Source organism: Shewanella sp. Scap07 (assembly GCF_013394145.1).
Classification (GTDB): domain Bacteria; phylum Pseudomonadota; class Gammaproteobacteria; order Enterobacterales; family Shewanellaceae; genus Shewanella; species Shewanella waksmanii.
Map to the genome: position 1 here is coordinate 4,759,348 of NZ_CP041329.1, position 21,401 is coordinate 4,780,748.

Consider the following 21,401-nt stretch of genomic DNA (forward strand, 5'->3'; position numbering starts at 1 on the left):
TATTTGGCTAACAAGTTTGAGTAATCAGGCAATAAAGGTTATTTTTAGACCAATAACAATAAGCTATAAACCGTCAACGTGTATTAAAGGGATGCCGCCCTAGCTGTTGCAGGATGGTGATAAGGGAGTTTCACCCATGGACCTATGGTCTGACACATTAAGCCAATTGCGCTCCAGTCACGCTGATACTGAACGCCATATTATTGCGTGGCAATCAGCGTCATCATTGCCTATGCTGGCGGTTATTAAGGACTTTCATTTTATTCATGCCACCGCGCAAACCTTAGCGTATTTTGAAAGTCAGGCTGAAAACTTCATCAATGCGACTCCCTACGACTTCTCGCCACGCATTCAATCATCGGGTCGCAACAGCATCGAGTTCGCCCAGCACGTGATGCAAGAAGCCGCCCGCGGCAGTATTAAATCATTCGATTGGTTACATATGAGCCAGCAAGGGGCTGAACTGCCGACAAAGGTCACTCTGTATCCAGCCTCACTCAATGAGCAAGCGGTGTTAATTGCCGAGCTCACCCCAGTTAACCGCCGTAGTCGAACCAGAAAAAGCAGTCGAAATGGCTTTGAGAGCCTGCCCAAACAGCTGCTTTCAATTGCATTAGAAGACAGCGCTGAAGCGGTATATATCACGGATAGTCAGCATAAAATTATTGCCGTCAACAAAGCCATGTGCCGTATTTGTGGCTATAGTGCAGATCAATTACTCGGTAGAAGCCAAGACTTTATCGACAGCAGCCGTACCAATGATGTTGTCGATAAAAGTTACCTTGGTACTCTCGAGGAGCGAGGCAACTGGCAAGGTGAAGTCGAAATGCAGCGCTCAGATGCGACACATTTTCCGGCGTGGAAAAGTTGTCGTAAAATCCATACAGAGCAAACCGCTTATTTTATTACGCTTTTTAGTGATATTAGTTCCAAGAAAAAACTCGAAGACCGACTAACAGAGCAGGCGCTATTTGACACATTGACCGGCCTTCCCAACCGTCATCAGCTCAAAGAGATTCTTAATCAAGCTTTAGTGGACAGTAAGCAACAGCCGCATTTAGTTGGCGCACTGATGTTTATGGATCTCAACGGCTTTAAAAACATCAATGACTGCTTTGGTCATGCTACTGGCGATAAAGTGTTGCAGCTAGTCTCGGCACGGCTTGAGGCCTGCTGCATAGAAAAGGCCGACATCGCGCGGCTTGGAGGTGATGAATTTACCTTAGTCCTGCAAGGCTGTGTTGATAGAAATGAAGTTGAAGAGGTTTCACGGCAGGTCATGCAAGTATTTGATGCACCTTTTGAAATTGACGGCCAAAAATTCTATCTCGGCACCAGTGTTGGCATCGCCATGTTCCCAGAGCACAGTGACCAAGCATCACAACTACTAAGCTTTGCCGATACAGCCATGTATTGCGCGAAAAAAAGCCCCAATCATTTGCTGTTCTACAGTGCCAGTATGCATGAAGATGCCGAAAAGAAACTCAACATGCTTAGTGAGCTGCGCCATGCCCATAGTCTGAACCAATTTCAATTAGCTTATCAGGTGATCGTCAATCTTGAATGCAACAGTGTTATTGGCGCCGAAGCGCTACTGCGCTGGCAAAAACCTGATGGCCAAATTGTCCCAGCGGTTGAATTTGTCCCACTGCTAGAAGAAGCCGGGCTACTGATCACCTTAGGCCAATGGGTGCTAAATCAAGCTTGCAGCCAAATCGCAAAGTGGCGTGCCAGCCATGACACCGACCTTAAAGCCTGCGTGAATATCTCTCCAACGCAACTCGCGCACCCCGATTTTCTTGAGCATGTCACCACCGCACTGGAACGCAGTAATTTGCCAGCCGATGGGTTAGTGCTCGAGATCACCGAATCGGCACTATTAAGACAACCTGAGCTTATCAAGGCCACGCTTATCAAGCTAAAAGGTCTGGGCATTAATATTGCGATTGATGACTTTGGTGCTGGGTTATCATCACTGAGCAAGCTAGGCTCGCTACCCATTGATAGCTTAAAAATTGATGCAGGTTTCGCCCAGCGCCTCAGTGAGCCACAGGGTAAGGAGTTATGCCAGGCGATGATTCAATTGGCACAGGCGTTAGATATTAGCTTTGTGGTAGAAGGGGTTGAAACTCGACAACAAAAAGAGCTACTGGCGCGCATGGGGAAAGGCTTTGCACAAGGGTATTTCTTTGGTCACCCGAGTGCAGCAGAGCAATTTACCAGTGACAATTTTGACGACTAATATCAATTTGATTAGCGGGAAGCTGTGCCACCTGGGTTTCCCCTAAAGCGTTGCCTCCCTGCATGGACAACGCGATGACACAACCCCCAATCCCCCATTGGGCGACAACAGGCATTAGACCTGAATCCTTATTGAAATATCGTGATCTGAGCGAAGATTTGTTCAGCAAGCCCTGATATATGTCACAAAATTGCAGTAAAGCCAGTGACCTAGATTTATCATTCTGTGTCAGTTGATTTGCGGTAACGTTGACGCACCTCTGCAGGCATTGCCGCTAAACGCCTATTAACCATTGCTGCCAAAGCGTCGGTGAGCGGTGTCACATCGAGATTATTGTCCAGCTGTTTTAACGTCATCGCAGCTGCCTCTAACGTGGATAGACTATCACTGCGACTGGATTTACGAATGGTGTAGTTAGACGCTGACGCTAAATCAAAATGCAATGCCCGATACTGGCTCAACCAGGGGTTCAGTTGCAATAATTTGTAGGCCTTACGCCAGGTACCATCAAGTAGAATAAATACTGCATTGCTCGGCACTGCAGCTTGCCCTATCTCTTTGCTGTCATCACTGGGGTAAATCAAAAACACCGGTTTACCGCACTGGTTTAAGTAGTGTTGTAACGCGACAAAATCTGCACTTTGCTCACCCACAAACACTTTTAAGTTGCTCAGTACCAACTGCATCAGCCGCACACTGTTTTTGGCATGACCCACTTCACTAGGATGCTGCATCACAATCAGTTCTTGCTGATGATTGAGCGGGCGAATGGCATCACATATACATGCATTAAGCGGAAATGAGCAAGCATCACAGCAGTTTCTAGACATGACTTCCCAATGATTGATTACGAGATATTGATACAGTTTGATTCAATTAATATCTATATGTATCAGCCTGTTAAATGCTAATTTAATGCACTAGTTGAAGATAAAGTTAGCTGGCTTTATTGCGCTTAGCTAACATAACGCCGTCACTATTTAGTCGCATCATTAAGCTGTCGCTAAATAGATCAACAATAACAAGGATGTAATATGCGCAAACCTGCGAAGTACCCAATCATTGCCATGCTCGCTGTACCCTCGTTGGTACTTGCCAACACTGGCCAGTTTAATCATCAAGCTGATCTGAGTTATATCAACAATGATAACATAGACAGTTATTTGTCAGGCAGTGATCTATGGCAAGTCAATTATCGTTACTACCTCGATGAGGTCGATGTTGCCAATGGCCCCTATGCACTCAATGGTTTTTTAGCTCAAAGTAGTCAATTTGGTGCGTTCTATACCGCTCAACAAGACTCGTTATCAGGCGGTGCAAAAGCCGATAGCGACTTCTACGGTGTAGATGCAACGTATGTGTTCGATAACGGCTGGTTTGTCGGTGGACGTTATCAACAATCTAAACCTGCACAACTGAATAACGCCTTTTCCCAAGACAGTGATGAATATGGTTTATCTTTAGGATATTACCTTAACGATAACGCATCAATTACAGTGTTTTATAGCAACGAATCACAGGATGATTCACGAACGCTTATCGATAACCAACCTAGCAGTGAAGAAAGGAGCGTCGATCGTTTTGGGGTTGAATATCAACATTTTTTCCGATTCGAGACTACCGCCGGTATTGATTTTAATCTCGTTGGTGAAAAACAGGACATCGACCATACTATATTAGGTCATCAGCAGTCCGGCCCTACCACAACCCGATATCAGGCTGATGTGTATGCAGTTTCGGCATCGGTAGATTGGTACATTAATACCTCGTGGTCATTGGGCGCAAGCTACATGTGGTTAGACCGCAGCTATGAGTCGAGTTCTGACCGCAATAATGGCTATTATGAGAGCGGTAGTAACACTATTGATCAGCTTAGCCTCAACACCGCCTACTGGTGGCAATTTTCTGATCATCTAGCCGCTCAATTTCATGCAGAACAGTTTTTTGGTGACCGATACGATGGCACATTAGAGGGCTTTTCCGCAGGCGCGAGCCTAATAGGGCGTTTTTAGATAACCATAGAAAAACGCCACTGTGGTGAGCAGTGGCGTTTGGGGTTAGCACTGAGTGATAGGGTAAGAGATCACTAAGTGATATTGCGAGCAGCAACTTGAGTCACTGCGGTGCAATTTAGTGGTGATGTTGCTCTTGGTGCCAACTATCAAACTTTGGCATCGCCATCATTAATAACAGTGCGCTGGCTAAACAGCCCATCACCAATGCCACAGCATAAGGGGCGGGAATTGCCGTTTGCTGCACTAATCCGGTCAGCAATGACGCACCACTCATCTGAATAAAGCCTAACGTTGCCGTTGCTGTACCTGCCCGCTCACCAAATGCTGACAACGCCATACTAGTTGCGGGGCCAAGCAATAACGCAAAACCTATACACAGCAGCATCATAGGTAACATAAAGGCAAACGCAGCAGCTAGACCTTGCTGCGGACCAACCTGTTGGGTAATAACCTGAATCACCGCCGATGCTAACATTGCCGACAAGGCCACAATTACCGTTGGCCGGTTGCCTAAGCGTGTTATCACCATAGGTGCCACAAAGCAGGCCACAATATTGACCAGAGCATTAAGTCCAAAAAGCCCACTAAAGGTCAGCTCAGATACCCCGAGACGATCGATTAACCACACGGGTGAATAAGACACATAGGTTAAAATCGCCGCCATACCGGCCATACATGCAAAGGCATAGAATAAGAAATGCGGTTCTTTCAATACCGGCTGATAACGGGCCCAACGATATAGAGGGCCAGTAGTCACGGTATTGCTAGGTCGAGTTTCAGGTAATCGGTAACCCACCAAAACCATAATGACCACCGCATAAAGCGTCATAAATACGAAAGTAGATCGCCAACCAAATTGCAGTGCTAGTAAGCCCCCAAGGGTGGGTGCTAAAGCTGGAATGACACAAATCACCCCGTTGAGATAACTGTAGTAACGTGCGCCCTCTTTTGGTGTAAAACAATCACGCACAGCACTAAACACCACAATAGAGGTGGAACAAGCCGCTAAACCTTGCAGCACTCTGGCAATTTGCAACCAATGAAACTCAATGGCAATTGCCGCTAATATACTGCTGGCGATATAGAGTAACACCCCACCTAAAGCGACAGGTCGACGACCATAACGATCAGCAAGCGGGCCAATCAGAATTTGCCCGACACCCATCGCAAATAGGAACAATACTAATGTCGACTGCACTTCACTGGCCGATACCGAAAATTCGGCGGCCATTGTGGGCATAGAGGGTAGATAAATATCAATGGCAAGTGGGCTTAACACCACCATCGACATCAGTATTGGCAGTAAATTTCGACGCATGATTCTCTCAGTATTACAGCTCAGTGAGTGTGCTCAGTTGAGCCTTGGTGTATCCGTTATTGAGTGTTGATATTACCCAAACATTGTTATGAATAGAAATGGTATAATTTCAGAACTGAATTTCCCCTGAGGAATATCTTGATGAGCCTAGATAACCTAGCCCGTATCGATCTTAACCTGTTAGTAATTTTGCAGGTATTACTTGAAGAACACAGCGTGACGCGGGCCGCCAATCGGCTCCACCTAAGCCAATCTGCGCTAAGTAAAAGCTTAAATCGACTAAGAGAAACCTTGGACGATCCCTTATTTATTCGTACCGCTCATGGATTAAAACCGACAGCCCATGCGGTGCAACTCAGTCAGCAATTACCCGATATGTTGCAGCGCTTGCATCAGCTAACTCAGCCACCGAGTTTCATACCAGCCAGTAGTACGCGGCAATTCTCTTTTGCCATGGTTGAAAGCGCCTATGAAACCTTAATGCCTTATTTTATTGGCCCACTGCTGAACAACGCCCCCAACCTGCGCCTAGATACCTATTTTTGGTTGGAGCAGTCGATGCCAGCGCTGCAACAAGGTCAAATCGATTTTGGTATTGCCGGTCGCGATCTGCATCCCCAGTCAGATTTTCGCGTTGAGCAATTACCCGAAGGCATCGCCCACCAAACTTTGTTTACCGACCATCAGGTTTGTCTCGTCCGTCAAGACCACCCCATCTTATCTACGGTGCAGCAAGGACAGTGGAATTTAGCGGTTTATTTGGAAATGAGCCATGTACAAGTGCGTTGTGAGGGTAACGAATGGTGGGCGCTAGACTACCACTTAGCCACCCAAGGGCACCGCCGACGCCTCAGTACCACGGTACCGGACTTTTATGGTGCTGCCAGTATTTGTGCCCATAGCGATCTGATCTTTACCTTGCCATCGAGTTTCGCCCGCCATGCAAGCAAGCTCTACCCATTGGTTGAGCTGCCACTGCCAATTAAGTTTCTGCCGCTGGCCTATGTACTGTTATGGCATGAACGTAATAACGATGAGCCAGGGCATAAATGGATAAGGCAAACGATTTGTCAGAAAGTCGCCGAAGCATTTCGCGATAACCATGATGCCCCTTAATTCGTACTGATTCAGCTTAGGTTAATCCGCCAGCTGCTATCATTGCCATGGCAACAATGAAAAACTCAGTTACATTTGCGCATCAAGATTAAGCGGATTTAACGTGAAATTCGTTTAGTAAATAGGCAGACTGAGTCGAAGTAACCAAGGGAGTACCCAATGATTTATAGCCAATTCAACCAAAGTCCATTGCAGCGTTTTTCTGGCGGCAGAGGCTGGTTAGCATTTGTGATCGGCTTATTAGTGATGACATTAGTTTTAATCGCACTGCCATTTGTATTATTGGTTGGTGCGATCAGTTTTATAGCGTTAAGTTTATTTGGCAGAGTATTTTTGAAACGCCAACTAGCTAAATTTAACCGACAGCAGTTTGAGCAACAACAAAGCGATTTTGAACCTGCACAACCGCAACGATTCGGCCAGCGCGAGACTTCATTTAGTCCACGCCCTCACCAAGGCCGTACGTTTGAGCACGATCCTAACGGCTAAGTCCTGCCAATATTTGTGAAGCACTCAGAGGCCCTCTAAGTAGGGTCTCAAACGCTTGCCAAGCCGTTGCGCCCTTGGCTTGTTGTGCCGCAACCCAGTTTTTCACACTGTGTTCGCCAAAGTTATAATTGATCACATAAGCTTGATTGGCTTGATAGAAGCGTACCCGCTGGGCGGCACGCGAATCTGAGTACAACCCATATTTGACCAATAGTGCAGCCGCGGTATCGGTATCAATGTGGCCATCAGTCAGCTTTTGGCATACATAGTTGTCCAAATACGCCAACTGCTTATAGACCTGCATCACTTGCTGATAATGCGCAATATCCGCCTCAATACCTGCCATTGGCATTAGCACATCACGTTCAAAAGCTAGTCTTTGCTCATCTGTCATGATCATAGCAAGCGCATAATTGGCACTGCCTTCAGACAGAAAAGATATTGGGCTAAATAGTGGGTAAATCGCGTACTCTACCCAGCCTTGTTGCTGTACTAAGCTTTGCTCTTGTAGCACGTTAAATACGTGATGGCCTGGATAACCTTCGTGGCTGGCTAGCTCCATGGCTCGCTCAAGATACAAAGGCTGATCTTGATTTAGCTGAATCACACTATTGAACTGGCCCTGATACCAGTTATAGGCCGTCCAGATTTGGTCTGTCACATATTCGATTTTAAAGTTTTCAGCCGTTGGGAGCGTAATGTGCAATCCGGTCAGTTGCCGCGCTTTTTGCACGCACGCGTTAAATACGCAGGCGACTGCATGACTGGGCACAATAAATTGGGCACGATAATCTTCAAAACGCTGCCTTAAATCACCATTGCCCGGCAAAAGCTGATCAAGCGTCGACAAACTAAGCGCAAAATCACTCAGTTGATACTCAGGAGCCAGCGCATCATACAAGCCAGCCGACTGCTGACGAAAGCTAACCGATTTGCCTTGTAACTGTTCAATGTAAAAAATGACTGAGTCGAGTTGCAACTGCAAGAACGACAAACGCTGCGACTGCGTCTGGCTGAGGGTTTGCTGCGCTAAAGCCGCAAACTGAGTGTTGATGCCCTTTGCGTTTTGTAGCAGTAAAGGTAGTGGCAGCAAGCGCTGCTCTGTACGCCATGATTGCGGACCATAATAGGCGTCGACATAATCACTTTGATGACACCCCACCGCCAAGACTAATTTCACATACGCCTCGGCCTGCTGATCGAGCATACTGTTAACACGCTGTTCGGCAACCGGGAATTGAACTTGGATCGGGCTTGAAATAGGCACTGAGCTCACCTTACAGTGGAAAATCATGCGCCAATGTACTATTTTTGAATATTGTATTCAATAAGTAGGGGTTTATCGACGAAAATGCTCATGTTGAAGCCAAGTCATGATCATCATTAAGCAACTCTTGTGCACGTGTTAACGCTTGGCGCTCGTGAGTATCATCGGTTACCGCCAACACACTGCTGATTTGCTGCTGTAATGATTGCCATAAAGGCGCAATAACCTGCTGCTCTTGTTCATTGCCACGGCTGCGAGCCATATTCAGTAATGCCGCCGAACCCACTACATCAATGCGCCCCAAAATACCATCTGCTAAGGCAATGCTAAGTTCAATCATCGCCGGGACACTATGGCCATAGCGCACGACTTCACGCAAATACTGCTCTGCTTGTGAAAGGTCATTGCCAAATGCATTTTCATCATTAAGCATATGCTGTGCACGAGTCAGCATTGCATCTAGCTGACCTTGTTCAGCGGCTTCGGCCATCCACTGCTCGCTGGCTATTGCATCCGCGGTACAGCCCTCACCTCGGGCCAGCATTAACGCTAGATGATACTGGGCATGGGGAAAACCAGCTTGAGCCGCTTTAGAAATGAAATGATGAGCTTGTGGCATATTGCCTTGTTGATAATAAAGTACGCCCAGATTCGCCATCGCCTCAGATTGCTCTTTAGCAGCTGCCGCTTGCAAGTAATGCAATGCATCCCCGCTATTGGCTTGAATGGTCTCGCCACCCACTAAGTAGAAGTAACCCAACAGCGCCATCGCATTGGCCACCCCGAGCTTAGCCGCTTGGGCAATCGCTTGCTCACCGGCAGCCACGTCAACACTACCGCTATAGCCATGAATTAAGCTAACGCCATGTTCATGCATGGCATCATGATGCTGTTCGGCGGCTAAACCAAACCAATAAGCGGCTTTGGCAAAGGTCGCATCACTTTTAACGTCAACAGACTGGGAGTTTTGCGCATTTTGCTCTAACGCTTGCTCTTGTTCTCGTTGCATCAAAGCACGTGTTTTCAGTGACATGCCCAATAAGTACTGCGCCTGTACATCATCTTCCATCACTGCGCGATAACACAGGTCACGGCCAGCAAATGAATCGAATGCTTCAAAATGATATTCAGGCGTGGGTTGCTGTTTTAACACCGGATAAAGACTCGTCACCAAACTAAGTAAGCGTTCGATGGAGCGTTCACCCAATGTTTGCAGCTGCTCTGCTGTTAAGTGATATTTTTCTGGATGGGCGCCGCGATTACCGTCCCCGCGTAAGCGATGAAGCGCCCGAGTGACGCGTACATCGATAACACGCTGCTGATTGAGTCGCTCAATACGATCATACAGGTTAGGGCTATCAAAAATGATTTGTCGGCTAGCCGCCAACGCATCGGTCAACTTGTGGGTAAAGCTACGAATATGCAGTAAAGCATGGGTCGGTACATCACGTACGTAGCTTTTGGCAATGGCGTAATCTTCACCTAGTTCAGCTGAAAACTGCGTCACGAATTCAATATCAGTTAACACGTTAATGGCTCCAATATTTTAGCGACAAACCCACAAGTTTCAGCGTTAATTACACTTGCTCGTCCACAGATGGACGCGACACCATATACAAGCGGAACAGGGCCACATTGACGAATAGGCCGATAAACGCAAAGCCGACTTCAACGATAAGCTGCACCGGAAAGCCAGCACTTTGAGCTATCTGCGAAAACGTGCCGCCTAATAGCGACAGCGGGATATAGAGCATCAACACCATTAGGGTTTTAAACGCAATTGGCCCACTGAACTTAAAGCTACCTTTTATCGCCTCTAATGGCGTAAGGCGCTCTACCACTACCATGAAATTAACGAAGGCTAGGCGCGCAAAAATATAGATACTTAACGTCAAACCAATGAGCCACAATGGGCCAAACGCTGCGAATAACATCACCGGCGCTAAAATGGCTAGACCTGAAAACACACCAGCAAGCAATAAGCCCGGCACAAAGTTCAAACTGGTTTTTAAAATAAGCCCAGTGCTTGGGTCATGCCCTTGCGAACGCAGCTCTAAAAACAGCGTCAAAGCTGCAATCAACAGTGAAAATACCAATAACAATGCCATCATGGCCGCCATGTGCGGCGCACCAAACTGAGGATTTTCTAGATCGGCATTGGCCATTTCCATTCCAATCCATAACTGAATGCCGACTTGGACAAACAGAATAGGCACAGTAAGTATCGCTAACTGGCTAATATGATTGCGAAAGAAATTAAACGCTTCGCTTAATATCGCTGACAATGACATGTGTCTTTCCAATAAATAATTAAAACAATGTAGTAAGTCGCACAGGATACCGAAAATTGAGTTTTTTTGCACAACTGATGTCATAAAATAACTGCAAACTGTGTGACAAATTACGCTAGAATGGTTCGCTAATTTAGATGTTGTAACCATAGGATGGCAAACAATGAGACTTTCTGCTGCATTTGCACTACTAATCAGTGCCACAATTCTAACCTTTCCCTCGCACGCGAGTTGGTTTGATGATTTAACCAAGAAAGAAGAGAGTAAAACTGAGGTGACTGACAGCCAGTCAAGTGGACTCGTCGATAGTGTCATGTCGCAACTCGGTCTCAATCAAAATCAAGCCGAAGGTGGATTAGGCAGCCTATTATCTTTGGCCCAGTCAACTTTAGGTGGTGATCAATTTGGTCCCATTGCCGCAGCGATACCGGGCATTGACGGTCTACTTGCTGCCGCACCAGAAGTGGATAGTGACTCTGGTATGTCAGGTTTGCTCGCTAAAGCCGGTGATTTAGGTAGCTCGCTGCAAGGTGGGGCTCAGGTTTACGATGCTTTTGAACAGCTCGGTATATCAAAAGAGCTCGCCGCACCTATGGTAGATATTCTCAAAGGCTATGTGGATGAAACGGCCGGTGCCGGCACCACCGATTTACTGATGCAGGGATTAGGCGCACTGCTATAAACCACTATAAAGACGGCATTAGCTAAGATTAAATCGAGTTCATCCTAAGCGATTATGATGAACTCTTCTTTTTTATCGGACTCTAATACCCATCAGTATCATTGTCACAGCGAATAGGTACCTATCTATGCTAGCGAAACTAAAGCAATTTTTGACCTCTCACACCGAAGCGGTCACCCCAGAAGAGCAAGAGCGCCAATTACGCCTTGCCGCTGTGAGTTTACTGCTGGAAGTCGTTTATGCTGACGAAACCCTGAGTGATAATGAAGCCGATCTATTGCCGCAGCTGCTGACTTCATCCATGCAACTTTCTATCGATGAGGCAAATGAGTTAATTAATGAGGCGAAATTGATTCAAGGCAATGCCACCTCTTTGTACGAATTTACCCAAGAGATTAACCAACAATGTAGCGTTGAGCAGAAACAAAAACTCATTTTAGCAATGTGGCAATTGGCCTACGCAGATGGTCAACTCTGCCAATATGAAGATCAAATTGTGCGCCGCACGGCAGAGCTATTGTACCTAAAACACAGTGAACTGATTCAGATGCGTAACTTAGCAATCGAGACACAACGCAGCCAATAAACGTCCTTTATTACAGGCTCATGTTTCAAGAGCCTAGCTTGCATATTTAGCACCGCATTAAGATCTGCTTCGTTAGCCGCTAGGCTTTACCCACCGCACCTGTAAACACAAGGTTGCAACCTTGTTATCAATATGAAATAAACCGAATAAAAATCAAACTATTACTAGCGGGAGTAACAAAACACTGCTAAATGTAAAAGTGTGTTTCTTCTACTCATGAGCAAACTTTCAAGTAAAAAAACTTCAAAGCTGCGACTGAGTACATAATGTAAGGATACGATTATGAGCAGAACTGCACTACTAAAACCCACTCTCACCGCACTATTTGGCGGTATTATTACCTTGGCCCTGTTTGCCTTTATGGCAAGCCTAATCAATATCGAACATCAACCGCCTGGCGAAATTGCCAAGGCACCTGAATTTAACTTAAGTTTTATCCCAGACGAGTCTCCACCTGAGAAAAAAACCTACGATTTAACGCCGCCGAAACCCGCTGTTGCACCGCCATCTATCCCTAAATTACAACCAACCGATGATAATACTATGGCCGTTGCGGTAACTATGCCGTCCATGGTTACACCCACAATAAATTATCAAGGTAGGCAAGCTACAGACGCACAAGCACTGCCGGTGATTCAGATATCACCACAATACCCCATTGATGCTGCTCAACGAGGTAAGGAAGGTTATGTCATTGTCAATTTTGATATATCAAGCTCGGGCAGCGTCGAGAATGTCTCTGTCGTTGAGGCGCACCCCAAGCGCATCTTCAATCGTGCGGCAATACAAGCCATTAAAAAGTGGAAGTACAAGCCAAAAATTGAAAACGGCCAAGCGGTCCCCCAAGGCAATCAGCACGTCCAACTTGATTTTAAACTCGACCAAATGATTTAACCCAAAGGCCCTTGGTTACAATACTAAGGGCCTTATTTAAACAGCCCCTAAGGCTGAGGGCATCGACGATGTTGGTGTCTTTTTCTAGCCATTAGCGCAGTCGATACAACCGTTGTTAACAACAAGGCGTACAACATATTTTGACCCAGAGCCACCATCAACAATAGACAGAAGCACACGCCCATGGCCACTAAAGGCAAATAGCGGCGGCGCAATAACTTAATCGCGGCTAACATCGCAGCAAGATAGATAATCACGAATACACCGTTAGTCCAAGCAATCAGATGCTCTAACTCTTGCCCAGTTAGGTGGGTCAACGTGATCACCACCGCCATGACTAACAAAACCGTGGTAAGCGCACGCACTGGCACCTGATGTTGATTGAGCTTATCAAAGTAGTTTGGCAGCACTCCTTCACGGCTAAAGCTCCAGATTAGCCTGGCCACACTTGCGGTATACACATTCACGGTCGCTAAGCCGCCTGCAATGCCGAGTACGCCAATCACTTGTGCTCCATAGCCGCCGAGCAACTCATCAAATGCGCGCACCATGGCCAATCCTTCACCTTGCGGCACAAATAACAACAATAGCGTGCAGGCTAAATACACTAAACCCACCAATGCAGTACCGATCATCATCGCTGGGATCATATCAGCACGTGGGTTTTTAAAGTCATTGGCTAAATGGGTCATCGCCTCTACACCTAAAAAGCTCCAAAAAGCGATACCAGCAGCGGCCATAACCACACTCAAATCAAAATCTTTACTGACATTAACTTCCAGTGCCGCAATATTGGCACCACCGCTACCAAACATCGCCACCACCACAGACACAATTGCCAGCGTTAGCGCAAATTGCAGTTTGGCAGAAACCTGAATACCACGTAGGTTCAATAGCAACAATAGTAGTAACAAACACAACTCTGTTAGCAGTTGATAAAGACCCGATAGACTCACGAGTTCATTAACGAACTGAAATGTCATCAAAATAGCAGCAGGTGCACCAAGTGGTACCACCAAGAGAAAGATCAAGCCAATAGTGCGACCCGCAATTTTACCAAACGCTTGCTCGACAAAATAAGCGGGGCCAGCGGCATGAGGAAAGACACCTGCTAGGCGAGCGAACACCAAAGTGACCGGCAATATCGCAATAGTTAAGCCAATCCACGCCCATAAGGCGCCAATGCCAGCTGTGGCGATGGTCATTTGCGGCAAAATAAATACCCCAGTACCAAGCAAAGTGGTGGCCATTAATCCAGCGCCTTGCCAACGTCCAATGTTTCCTTGAATATGTGTCATAACGAATACCGCTCTAGTGTTCAATTGCGCTAGTATAGATCTAGTCACCGCAACATTCTGTTGGAGTTGACCTACAAAAACAGATTAACAACCGACAATTTGACGGCTTTAATAACTTAAACCGACAAATTGCCGGATTTTGATAGGAAAAATCATTGGATAAGTTTGATAAAGCAATTATCGCCACCCTAAGACAAAATGCTCGCCACAGTATCTCCCACATTGCTGACTCGGTGAATCTTTCTCGCAGTGCGGTATCAGAGCGGATCAAAAAGCTAGAACAAAGCGGCATTATTCGTGGCTATCAAGTCTTATTGAGCGAGTCACAAAAAGAAGGGGTATCGGCCTATTTTGAAATACAACATCGCTGCCCTCGTTGTGCCGATGTCGTTCATGTATTTCAGACCATTCCAGAGATCATCACCTGCCGCGGCATCACTGGCGATATGGACTTACTCGTATACGTGCGCGCGAGTTCGATGAAGCGTCTTCACGAAATTCGCGAGTATATCGATGCCCAAACCGACATCATAAAAATCAAAACCCATGTGGTAATGAGTGAGTGGATTGACAATCAGGCCAGTAGTTAGACATAAGATTCACCCGAACAAGTCATGCCACACCTTATAAAACACAATACGGTCCAACACTGCCATAGTAAAAACACGCTTAGGCATACTCCTAGAGCCAAAATAACGTTAAACTTACTAGGTCAATAAGTTAGGTAAATACTATGCAGATCAATAAGACCGCTGAGCTCAACCTATTGTGGGGCACGCTAATTTTAGAAGAGTTGGCTCGTTTGGGCGCCAAACATGTTTGCCTTGCACCCGGCTCACGTTCAACGCCGCTCACGCTCGCGGCAGCGAAACAAACCAAACTAAAACAACACCTGCATTTTGATGAGCGCGGTTTGGGCTTCTTAGCACTCGGTTTGGCGAAAGCCAGCAAAGCACCAGTTGCGATTATCACCACCTCAGGTACTGCGGTGGCTAACCTTTATCCGGCTATTGTTGAGGCTTGGCTCACTAAAGTGCCTTTGATTGTCCTTTCAGGAGATAGGCCTCCAGAGCTAATTAATTGCGGTGCCAATCAAGCAATCAATCAAACAGGAATTTTTGCCGACTATGCAGTGCAGCTCAACCTCCCCACCGCAGAGTTAAGTATTGCCCCGCAAGTATTATTGACCAGTGTAGACAATGCGCTCGCGAGCACATCAGGGCCTGTACATATTAACTGTATGTATCGAGAGCCGTTGTATCCGAGTCAAATGAGCAGTGACTTTACTGACTACCTTGCCAGTTTAGGCAATTGGCAACATGGTCATGCGCCCTACAGCCAATATGTCACGCAGCCAACACAAGCCACTCCTGCCAATGATATGCTAGCGCGATTTGTTCACGCTAAAGGCGTGATTGTGGCTGGCACCTTAGCGCCGGAAAGTGACCCTGAACAATTGGTCTTGCTGGCGCAAAAACTGGGGTGGCCGATTGTGGCCGATGCCCAATCACAACTGCGGCAGCATCCAGCAGTGATCGGTCACATTGATCAATTACTGCACCAGCCCAAAGCAACCGCACTGCTGCGCCAAGCAGAAAAAGTATTGGTTTTCGGTGGTCGTTTACTGTCTAAACGCCTAATGAGCTTTATTGATGAGCAGAAATGGAAAGAATACTGGCAAGTATTACCCCATCAACAACGTTTAGATCCGCACCATAATACCAAGCAAGTTTGGCTATCTGAGTTAGCCCATTTCTGCCAACTGCCTTGGCCACGTTCATCACAAGCTCAGTGGGCGCTTAGTCTTACCCAGCTCAATCAAACTATGGAGCAGTTATTTGAGCAACAGATCGATCACGGTGAGTTTGGTGAAGCAGCGGTAGTGCGTCATATCAGTCAGCACTGTGAACAACTATTTATTGGCAATAGTTTACCCGTGCGGCTTTATGATATGTTTGCGCCGATAAGTCCGGCTTGGCCCAAGGTATACACCAACCGTGGCGCCAGCGGCATTGATGGTTTGCTGGCAACAGCCTGTGGTATTAGTCAGCACCAAGATCAGGCCACAACACTGATTATTGGTGATATTTCACAGCTACACGACCTCAACTCATTGGCGATTGCTAAGCAATGCCAGGGTCCTTTTATTGTGGTAATACTCAACAATGACGGCGGCAATATCTTTAATTTACTGCCCGTTCCGGACGAAAAGCTGCGCAGTGACTACTACCGCTTAGCCCATGGGCTAGAGTTTGGTTATGCGGCAGCCATGTTTGGTTTGCCCTATAACCAAGTCGATGACATTGACACCTTTAAGGCGGTATATCGCGAAGCCAGTTGCTATCAAGGCACCTCCGTCATTGAAGTCAGCGTCAGCCAACATCAGGCCAGTGAGCAAATTGCCCGCCTTGCTAGCTGGATAAAACAACACTGATGGCAACTCATATAAACTGCTTTGGCCAACGCCAACAGCCCGCCCTTGTCATGTTGCATGGTTTTCTGGGTAGTCAGCAGGACTGGCAAGCTACAGTGGCGGCGTTAAGCGAGCAGTTTTACTGTATTTGTATCGACCTGCCTGGCCATGGTCATCACCCACCACGCAACATTGATAGCTTTGATGATGTGGTCAGCGCCCTTTTGGCTGATTTACACGCACTCGGGGTTAGCCAGTTTCATTTACTTGGTTATTCACTCGGAGGCCGCATCGCTTTGCACATTGCCAAGCGCACGCCGCAGCAGATCTTAAGTTTACATTTAGAGTCGTGCCATCCAGGGTTAATTCACCAGCAGGATAGACAGGCACGAGCGCAATCAGATGCATTATGGGCGCAAAAACTCGCCACCCTGCCGATAGCTGAATTTCTACAGCTTTGGTATCAACAGGGCGTGTTTGCCGAGCTCAGTGAGCAACAACGTCGCGACTTAGTGACTCGCCGCAGCGCGAATGACCCACATGCACTAGCACAAATGTATCGCGCCACCTCATTAGCTAATCAACAAGATTTAATGACTGTTGTTGACTCAATTATCGGAACTAGCCATTTCTATGTGGGCGATCAAGATGCTAAGTTTCTTGCCCTAGGGCAACGCTGGCAGCAGCAAACCCAACTGCACATGCACATAATTAATGCGGCGGGCCACAATGCCCACCTTGCCCAGCCAACCTTGTTTAACCAAACATTGTTAGCTCAGTTACTTAAGGACGCCTGATGACTTCTCTGACGCTGCACCTAGCTCGCTATCATGTGCCATTGTCGCGCGACTTACCTGTTGCTGCACAACGTATCAACGAGCGCCACGGCTTAGTTTTAGCCGCAGATTATCAACAGCAACGCCACTATGTCGAAATTGCACCGTTATCAGGTGTCGATATTGATGGCCAGCCAATAAAGGACTTTAGCCAAGAAAACCTCACCGAGGTGGAACAGCAGCTGCTGCATCTGTTGCCGCAACTGGCCGAACAAGGTGTCGAAGGGCTACAATCCGCTGCGGCAGCAACTAAGTTGCCTTCGTTAGGCTATGGGTTAAGTATGCTGCATGCTAAGCTCACTAATCAGTTACCCAAAGCCCGACAAACACCCATTGCTATCCCACTGCTTTACCAAGCCAATGATGAATCGCTTACTGCGCTGCAAGAGAGAGTTCGCCAGCTCCCAGATGACATCACTCGTGTAAAAGTTAAAGTGGCTCAAATGGCAATGACAGATGAAATCACCATGATTCATGGCATTTTGGCCGTCAGACCCGATCTGCGCTTACGACTCGATGCCAATCAAGGCTTTGCTCTTAACGATGCCATCGATTTCATCGCCTGCTTACCGCTAGCCGCAATTGAATATATTGAAGAACCTTGCGCCTGCATCGAAGATAATATTGCCCTATACCAAGCGGTCGATGTGCCGTTTGCACTCGATGAAACCCTCAATAGTGCTGATTACCAATTTGCCGCCTTAAACGGACTAGCTGCTGTTGTCATTAAACCTATGTTACTTGGGGATATTACAGCAATACAGCAATGGACCTCGGTGGCCTATGAACATGGCGTCAACGTCATCCTCAGCTCCAGTTTAGAATCAAGCCTCGGAATAGACATGCTCAAAGATTTAAGCGTGCAATTAAGCCCAGACCAAGCCCCGGGCATCGATACTTTGGCGCCATTTAGCCAAGATATTATTATCGCCACTGGCAGCAAACCCTGTTTAGGCTTTGAAGAGCTCACCCCTTTGGCAAGTACAGGCGCTTAAAGATGAGCTGCGCAATATCGCCACTGCATCAAGCTGCAAAGCGATGGCCACACCAAGTTGCAGTGCAATATTGGGATGCGGCTAGCGCGAGCTATCAACCGATAAGTTATCAGCAATTAAGCCAACAAGTGCTCAGTGTCGCGCAGCAATTGAGTCAGCAAGGGTTAACGCTAAATAGCCGCCTCATGGTGACAGATGACAACTCCCTAGAACAAATCATCTTGTATTGGGCCTGTGTTGAGATAGGCGTACTGTTTTGCCCTATTTCGGCCAAATTTCCAGCACAACAAGTCACTGACTTAGCCAACAGATATCACTATCAATATTGCTGGACCAGTCTGAAATATCTGTCACTGCGGCCTAAAAATAGCACTACAGTCGACATCGACTTGTCTGCCGACAACAGATCAACGGCCAACGACGCGGGTCAGTTTGACTGGCAACGTGGTAGCAATGTGATCCTAACCTCTGGTTCAAGCGGCACGCCTAAAGGTGTGGTGCACTGCATGGACAATCATGTCGCCAGTGCCCGTGGCTCGGCGCAGCTCATTGACCTGAGTATCGGCGATGCCTGGCTGCTGTCATTGCCGCTGTTTCATATCGGTGGACTAGCGATTGTGAATCGCTGCGCCGTAGCGGGAGCGGCTGTAGTATTGCCAATACCGACAGCCAGCCTCGCCGAGCAGCTACAAGCGGTTTCCCTATCGCATTTGTCATTGGTAGCCGCGCAGCTCATTAAGTTATTAGCTGACAATCCACAACAGGTTAAATCGCTAAAAGCGCTGCTACTCGGTGGCGGAGCGGTAGCAACTAGCTTAACCCAGCAATTAAAACAACTAGGCTGTAGCGCCTATACCAGTTACGGTATGACAGAGATGAGCTCGCAAATTACCACTGGCGATGCCAACCTTCACGGCAGTGGTGAGCTACTGAGCTATCGGCAACTCAAACTGGTTGAGCAACGCATTTACGTGAAAGGTGAAACCCTGTTTAAAGGCTATCTGTATCCGCAAGACAATGCTGAAGGTCAACAAGGCTGGTACTGCCCTGTCGATGCCGAAGGTTGGTTTGATACCCAAGACCGTGGCGAGTGGCTGGATAATGGCCAACTGCATATTTTAGGTCGGAGCGACAATATGTTTATCTGTGGTGGTGAGAACATTCAACCTGAAGAGATTGAACAGGCGCTATGTTGTCACCCATTGATTGATGACGCCATTGTCTATCCAATTGAAGATGACCGATTTGGCTGGTTACCAGCCGCCATAGTAAAAGGCCCCATTGCAGCCTCAGCTATTGAGCAATCTCAATTGGATCAATTTCTGCAAGCCAAAATAGCCCGCTTTAAGCGCCCACGACATTACTCGCCTTGGCCTAATGTGCCGCAAACAGGGTTAAAGATATCGCGTAAAGCGATAATCGCTGCCGTATTATACCAATCGGCATAAGAAAGTGATCTACTCAGAGCTATTTTTGGCAAACTAGTTCGAGACGAATAACTTAAGTAATAGTGGTTCTATTGGGAAGTTATTCAACGAAGAAGTAGGCAGCCAAAAAAGCTCCCAAAGGGCGAATTTTAGCGCTTCTGATACTGTGTAAACGAACTTGGACGTAGAGTAACTATGCCCTTAATTCGTTGCAAGCCACATGGATGTGGTGAATGTCATTAATGCACGACTATAGGGATATAGGAGGTAGAGTAACGCAGGAGCAGTTACCGAGGAGCATTTAATGACCTTGTCTCAAAAGCGATAAACTCTCGCTGAGCAATCACATCTTTATGCTGATTGGTATTAGCCTCACCACCAGCAGCCAAATAGCAAAAAACCTGCCAGTGGCAGGTTTTTTAGATTCAGTACTTAGGCGCAAAATATAGCTTAATTAGGCTTCCATTCGCCCTTTCAGCTTATTCATGGCATTTTTTTCAAGTTGCCTGATACGTTCAGCAGACACTTGATAGGTTTCAGCCAATTCTTGCAATGTGGTCTTTTCATCATTTAACCAGCGAGCTTGCAAAATATGTTGGCTACGCTCATCTAATGTCTTAATCGCAGACAATAATCGCGCTTGGTTATTGGCTTCTAGGTTATCGTTTTCAACCTGAGCAGCAAGATCTGATGAATGGTCTTCCAAGTAATGCATGGGAGCATAGTCTTGGTCGTCATCATTGTCACTGGCTAAATCAAATGCTGGATCTTGGGCCGCCATGCGCGACTCCATCTCAGTCACATCAGACTTAGATACGCCTAAGCTTTCAGCAACCATACCCACTTCAGCATCACTAAACCAACCTAGACGCTTTTTCGCCTTACGAAGGTTAAAGAACAATTTACGCTGGGCTTTAGTGGTAGCCACCTTAACAATACGCCAGTTTTTCAATACGTATTCGTGAATTTCAGCTTTAATCCAGTGCACAGCAAATGAAACCAAACGCACCCCAACATCTGGGTCAAAGCGTTTAACAGCTTTCATCAAGCCGATATTACCTTCTTGGATTAAATCCGCCTGCGGCAGACCATATCCCGAATAACCTTTCGCCACATGAACGACAAACCGTAAGTGAGACATAATCAACTGCTTCGCAGCCTGCAGGTCACCGGTCTCTTGCAAACGTTTTGCAAGCTCATACTCCTGCTCCGCCTCCAACATAGTGATGTTGTGAGCAGAATGGATATACGCCTCTAAGCTGCTAGAGCTTTGGGGTACCATCAGTGCCATTGATTGCGTTTGACTTGTCATTAACGCTCCTACTTTCATTTTACTACTGGGTTAAACTTAGCTTAGTCACATGAAGTGTTGATGACACCCATGCTGTGTGGCTCAAAATAATCATTTCATTGGAGCCAAGCTGATGAACTATCGGCGATCTCATCGGTGATGTCAACCGTCGGCGATATCACAAATTAGATTTTGCGCAATTTAATAGACTTTGCAAATGAAAAATAGTTCATCTAAGGGC

19 protein-coding genes are annotated in these 21,401 nt (G+C 46.8%); 12 read left to right on the plus strand and 7 right to left on the minus strand.

All coding sequences use genetic code 11. The features are described 5' to 3' along the window. Positions 1 to 136 precede the first annotated feature (136 nt). Entirely contained in the window at positions 137 to 2,242 is a 2,106-nt protein-coding gene (locus FLM48_RS20990; RefSeq protein ID WP_179026011.1) for an EAL domain-containing protein, read from the plus strand. 218 nt (positions 2,243 to 2,460) lie between these two features. On the opposite strand, the gene FLM48_RS20995 is transcribed toward FLM48_RS20990, so the two are convergent. Beyond that, positions 2,461 to 3,072: a tRNA-uridine aminocarboxypropyltransferase gene (locus FLM48_RS20995; protein WP_179026012.1), complete on the minus strand. Its 612-nt coding sequence runs from the start codon at positions 3,070 to 3,072 to the stop codon at positions 2,461 to 2,463. 204 nt (positions 3,073 to 3,276) lie between these two features. Here FLM48_RS20995 and FLM48_RS21000 point away from each other — a divergent pair, with 204 nt between their 5' ends. Further along, a complete protein-coding gene (locus tag FLM48_RS21000) occupies positions 3,277 to 4,254 on the plus strand; it encodes a putative porin (RefSeq protein WP_179026013.1) in 978 nt (325 codons plus the stop codon). 118 nt (positions 4,255 to 4,372) lie between these two features. On the opposite strand, the gene FLM48_RS21005 is transcribed toward FLM48_RS21000, so the two are convergent. Next, a complete protein-coding gene (locus tag FLM48_RS21005; RefSeq protein ID WP_028773577.1) occupies positions 4,373 to 5,575 on the minus strand; it encodes a multidrug effflux MFS transporter in 1,203 nt (400 codons plus the stop codon). Between the two features lie 141 nt (positions 5,576 to 5,716). Between FLM48_RS21005 and FLM48_RS21010 the strand changes: the two genes are divergently transcribed. Both FLM48_RS21010 and FLM48_RS21015 read left to right on the plus strand, forming a co-directional pair. Continuing rightward, complete coding sequence (locus tag FLM48_RS21010; RefSeq protein WP_179026014.1) at positions 5,717 to 6,691, plus strand: LysR substrate-binding domain-containing protein; 975 nt, start codon at positions 5,717 to 5,719, stop codon at positions 6,689 to 6,691. A 159-nt stretch (positions 6,692 to 6,850) separates the two neighbouring features. Further along, complete coding sequence (locus FLM48_RS21015) at positions 6,851 to 7,180, plus strand: hypothetical protein (RefSeq protein WP_179026015.1); 330 nt, start codon at positions 6,851 to 6,853, stop codon at positions 7,178 to 7,180. On the opposite strand, the gene FLM48_RS21020 is transcribed toward FLM48_RS21015, so the two are convergent. The 3 genes from FLM48_RS21020 to FLM48_RS21030 all read right to left on the minus strand — a co-directional run bounded on the left by FLM48_RS21020 (position 7,170) and on the right by FLM48_RS21030 (position 10,738). Then, positions 7,170 to 8,447: a hypothetical protein gene (locus FLM48_RS21020; RefSeq protein WP_256870991.1), complete on the minus strand. Its 1,278-nt coding sequence runs from the start codon at positions 8,445 to 8,447 to the stop codon at positions 7,170 to 7,172. The two genes, FLM48_RS21015 and FLM48_RS21020, sit on opposite strands and share 11 nt — an antisense overlap. Before the next feature lie 88 nt (positions 8,448 to 8,535). Then, positions 8,536 to 9,990, minus strand: coding sequence for a DUF4145 domain-containing protein (locus FLM48_RS21025; RefSeq protein WP_028773573.1), 1,455 nt, complete (start codon positions 9,988 to 9,990; stop codon positions 8,536 to 8,538). A gap of 34 nt (positions 9,991 to 10,024) precedes the next feature. Beyond that, positions 10,025 to 10,738 (minus strand): hypothetical protein, encoded by a 714-nt coding sequence (locus tag FLM48_RS21030; RefSeq protein WP_028773572.1) that lies wholly within the window; start codon positions 10,736 to 10,738, stop codon positions 10,025 to 10,027. A 163-nt stretch (positions 10,739 to 10,901) separates the two neighbouring features. Between FLM48_RS21030 and FLM48_RS21035 the strand changes: the two genes are divergently transcribed. From FLM48_RS21035 to FLM48_RS21045, 3 genes are all read left to right on the plus strand, one after another. Beyond that, the gene (locus FLM48_RS21035) at positions 10,902 to 11,420 is read left to right on the plus strand and encodes a DUF2780 domain-containing protein (protein WP_028773571.1); all 519 of its coding nucleotides are present in this window, start codon (positions 10,902 to 10,904) and stop codon (positions 11,418 to 11,420) included. A gap of 127 nt (positions 11,421 to 11,547) precedes the next feature. Further along, positions 11,548 to 12,006: a TerB family tellurite resistance protein gene (locus tag FLM48_RS21040; RefSeq protein ID WP_179026016.1), complete on the plus strand. Its 459-nt coding sequence runs from the start codon at positions 11,548 to 11,550 to the stop codon at positions 12,004 to 12,006. A 282-nt stretch (positions 12,007 to 12,288) separates the two neighbouring features. After that, on the plus strand, positions 12,289 to 12,900 hold the full coding sequence (locus FLM48_RS21045; protein ID WP_179026017.1) for an energy transducer TonB: 612 nt from the start codon (positions 12,289 to 12,291) through the stop codon (positions 12,898 to 12,900). A 47-nt stretch (positions 12,901 to 12,947) separates the two neighbouring features. On the opposite strand, the gene yjeH is transcribed toward FLM48_RS21045, so the two are convergent. Beyond that, positions 12,948 to 14,198, minus strand: coding sequence for an L-methionine/branched-chain amino acid transporter (gene yjeH / locus FLM48_RS21050; protein ID WP_028773568.1), 1,251 nt, complete (start codon positions 14,196 to 14,198; stop codon positions 12,948 to 12,950). Positions 14,199 to 14,353: 155 nt separating this feature from the next. Between yjeH and FLM48_RS21055 the strand changes: the two genes are divergently transcribed. The 5 genes from FLM48_RS21055 (at position 14,354) to menE (ending at position 19,890) form a co-directional block, all read left to right on the plus strand. Continuing rightward, positions 14,354 to 14,788 (plus strand): Lrp/AsnC family transcriptional regulator, encoded by a 435-nt coding sequence (locus FLM48_RS21055; RefSeq protein ID WP_028773567.1) that lies wholly within the window; start codon positions 14,354 to 14,356, stop codon positions 14,786 to 14,788. A 143-nt stretch (positions 14,789 to 14,931) separates the two neighbouring features. Continuing rightward, positions 14,932 to 16,632 (plus strand): 2-succinyl-5-enolpyruvyl-6-hydroxy-3-cyclohexene-1-carboxylic-acid synthase, encoded by a 1,701-nt coding sequence (gene menD / locus FLM48_RS21060; RefSeq protein WP_179026018.1) that lies wholly within the window; start codon positions 14,932 to 14,934, stop codon positions 16,630 to 16,632. After that, positions 16,632 to 17,408 (plus strand): 2-succinyl-6-hydroxy-2,4-cyclohexadiene-1-carboxylate synthase, encoded by a 777-nt coding sequence (gene menH / locus FLM48_RS21065; protein ID WP_179026019.1) that lies wholly within the window; start codon positions 16,632 to 16,634, stop codon positions 17,406 to 17,408. Before menD ends, menH begins: the two co-directional genes overlap by 1 nt. Next, entirely contained in the window at positions 17,408 to 18,442 is a 1,035-nt protein-coding gene (gene menC / locus FLM48_RS21070) for an o-succinylbenzoate synthase (protein WP_179026020.1), read from the plus strand. Before menH ends, menC begins: the two co-directional genes overlap by 1 nt. 2 nt (positions 18,443 to 18,444) lie before the next feature. Continuing rightward, the gene (menE, locus tag FLM48_RS21075) at positions 18,445 to 19,890 is read left to right on the plus strand and encodes an o-succinylbenzoate--CoA ligase (RefSeq protein ID WP_179026021.1); all 1,446 of its coding nucleotides are present in this window, start codon (positions 18,445 to 18,447) and stop codon (positions 19,888 to 19,890) included. A gap of 433 nt (positions 19,891 to 20,323) precedes the next feature. Here the strand turns inward: menE and rpoH are convergent, their stop codons facing one another. Next, positions 20,324 to 21,181, minus strand: coding sequence for an RNA polymerase sigma factor RpoH (rpoH, locus tag FLM48_RS21080; RefSeq protein WP_028771866.1), 858 nt, complete (start codon positions 21,179 to 21,181; stop codon positions 20,324 to 20,326). Between the last annotated feature and the right edge of the window lie 220 nt (positions 21,182 to 21,401).

Excerpts from the sequence above, each read along its gene's own strand:
- menC (WP_179026020.1), top strand. The coding sequence starts at position 17,408 with ATGACTTCTCTGACGCTGCACCTAGCTCGCTATCATGTGCCATTGTCG.
- FLM48_RS21040 (WP_179026016.1), top strand. The coding sequence starts at position 11,548 with ATGCTAGCGAAACTAAAGCAATTTTTGACCTCTCACACCGAAGCGGTC.
- FLM48_RS21015 (WP_179026015.1), top strand. The coding sequence starts at position 6,851 with ATGATTTATAGCCAATTCAACCAAAGTCCATTGCAGCGTTTTTCTGGC.
- menD (WP_179026018.1), top strand. The coding sequence starts at position 14,932 with ATGCAGATCAATAAGACCGCTGAGCTCAACCTATTGTGGGGCACGCTA.
- menH (WP_179026019.1), top strand. The coding sequence starts at position 16,632 with ATGGCAACTCATATAAACTGCTTTGGCCAACGCCAACAGCCCGCCCTT.
- FLM48_RS21030 (WP_028773572.1), bottom strand. The coding sequence starts at position 10,738 with ATGTCATTGTCAGCGATATTAAGCGAAGCGTTTAATTTCTTTCGCAAT.
- yjeH (WP_028773568.1), bottom strand. The coding sequence starts at position 14,198 with ATGACACATATTCAAGGAAACATTGGACGTTGGCAAGGCGCTGGATTA.
- FLM48_RS20995 (WP_179026012.1), bottom strand. The coding sequence starts at position 3,072 with ATGTCTAGAAACTGCTGTGATGCTTGCTCATTTCCGCTTAATGCATGT.
- menE (WP_179026021.1), top strand. The coding sequence starts at position 18,445 with ATGAGCTGCGCAATATCGCCACTGCATCAAGCTGCAAAGCGATGGCCA.
- FLM48_RS21045 (WP_179026017.1), top strand. The coding sequence starts at position 12,289 with ATGAGCAGAACTGCACTACTAAAACCCACTCTCACCGCACTATTTGGC.
- FLM48_RS21010 (WP_179026014.1), top strand. The coding sequence starts at position 5,717 with ATGAGCCTAGATAACCTAGCCCGTATCGATCTTAACCTGTTAGTAATT.
- FLM48_RS21035 (WP_028773571.1), top strand. The coding sequence starts at position 10,902 with ATGAGACTTTCTGCTGCATTTGCACTACTAATCAGTGCCACAATTCTA.
- FLM48_RS20990 (WP_179026011.1), top strand. The coding sequence starts at position 137 with ATGGACCTATGGTCTGACACATTAAGCCAATTGCGCTCCAGTCACGCT.
- rpoH (WP_028771866.1), bottom strand. The coding sequence starts at position 21,181 with ATGACAAGTCAAACGCAATCAATGGCACTGATGGTACCCCAAAGCTCT.
- FLM48_RS21005 (WP_028773577.1), bottom strand. The coding sequence starts at position 5,575 with ATGCGTCGAAATTTACTGCCAATACTGATGTCGATGGTGGTGTTAAGC.
- FLM48_RS21000 (WP_179026013.1), top strand. The coding sequence starts at position 3,277 with ATGCGCAAACCTGCGAAGTACCCAATCATTGCCATGCTCGCTGTACCC.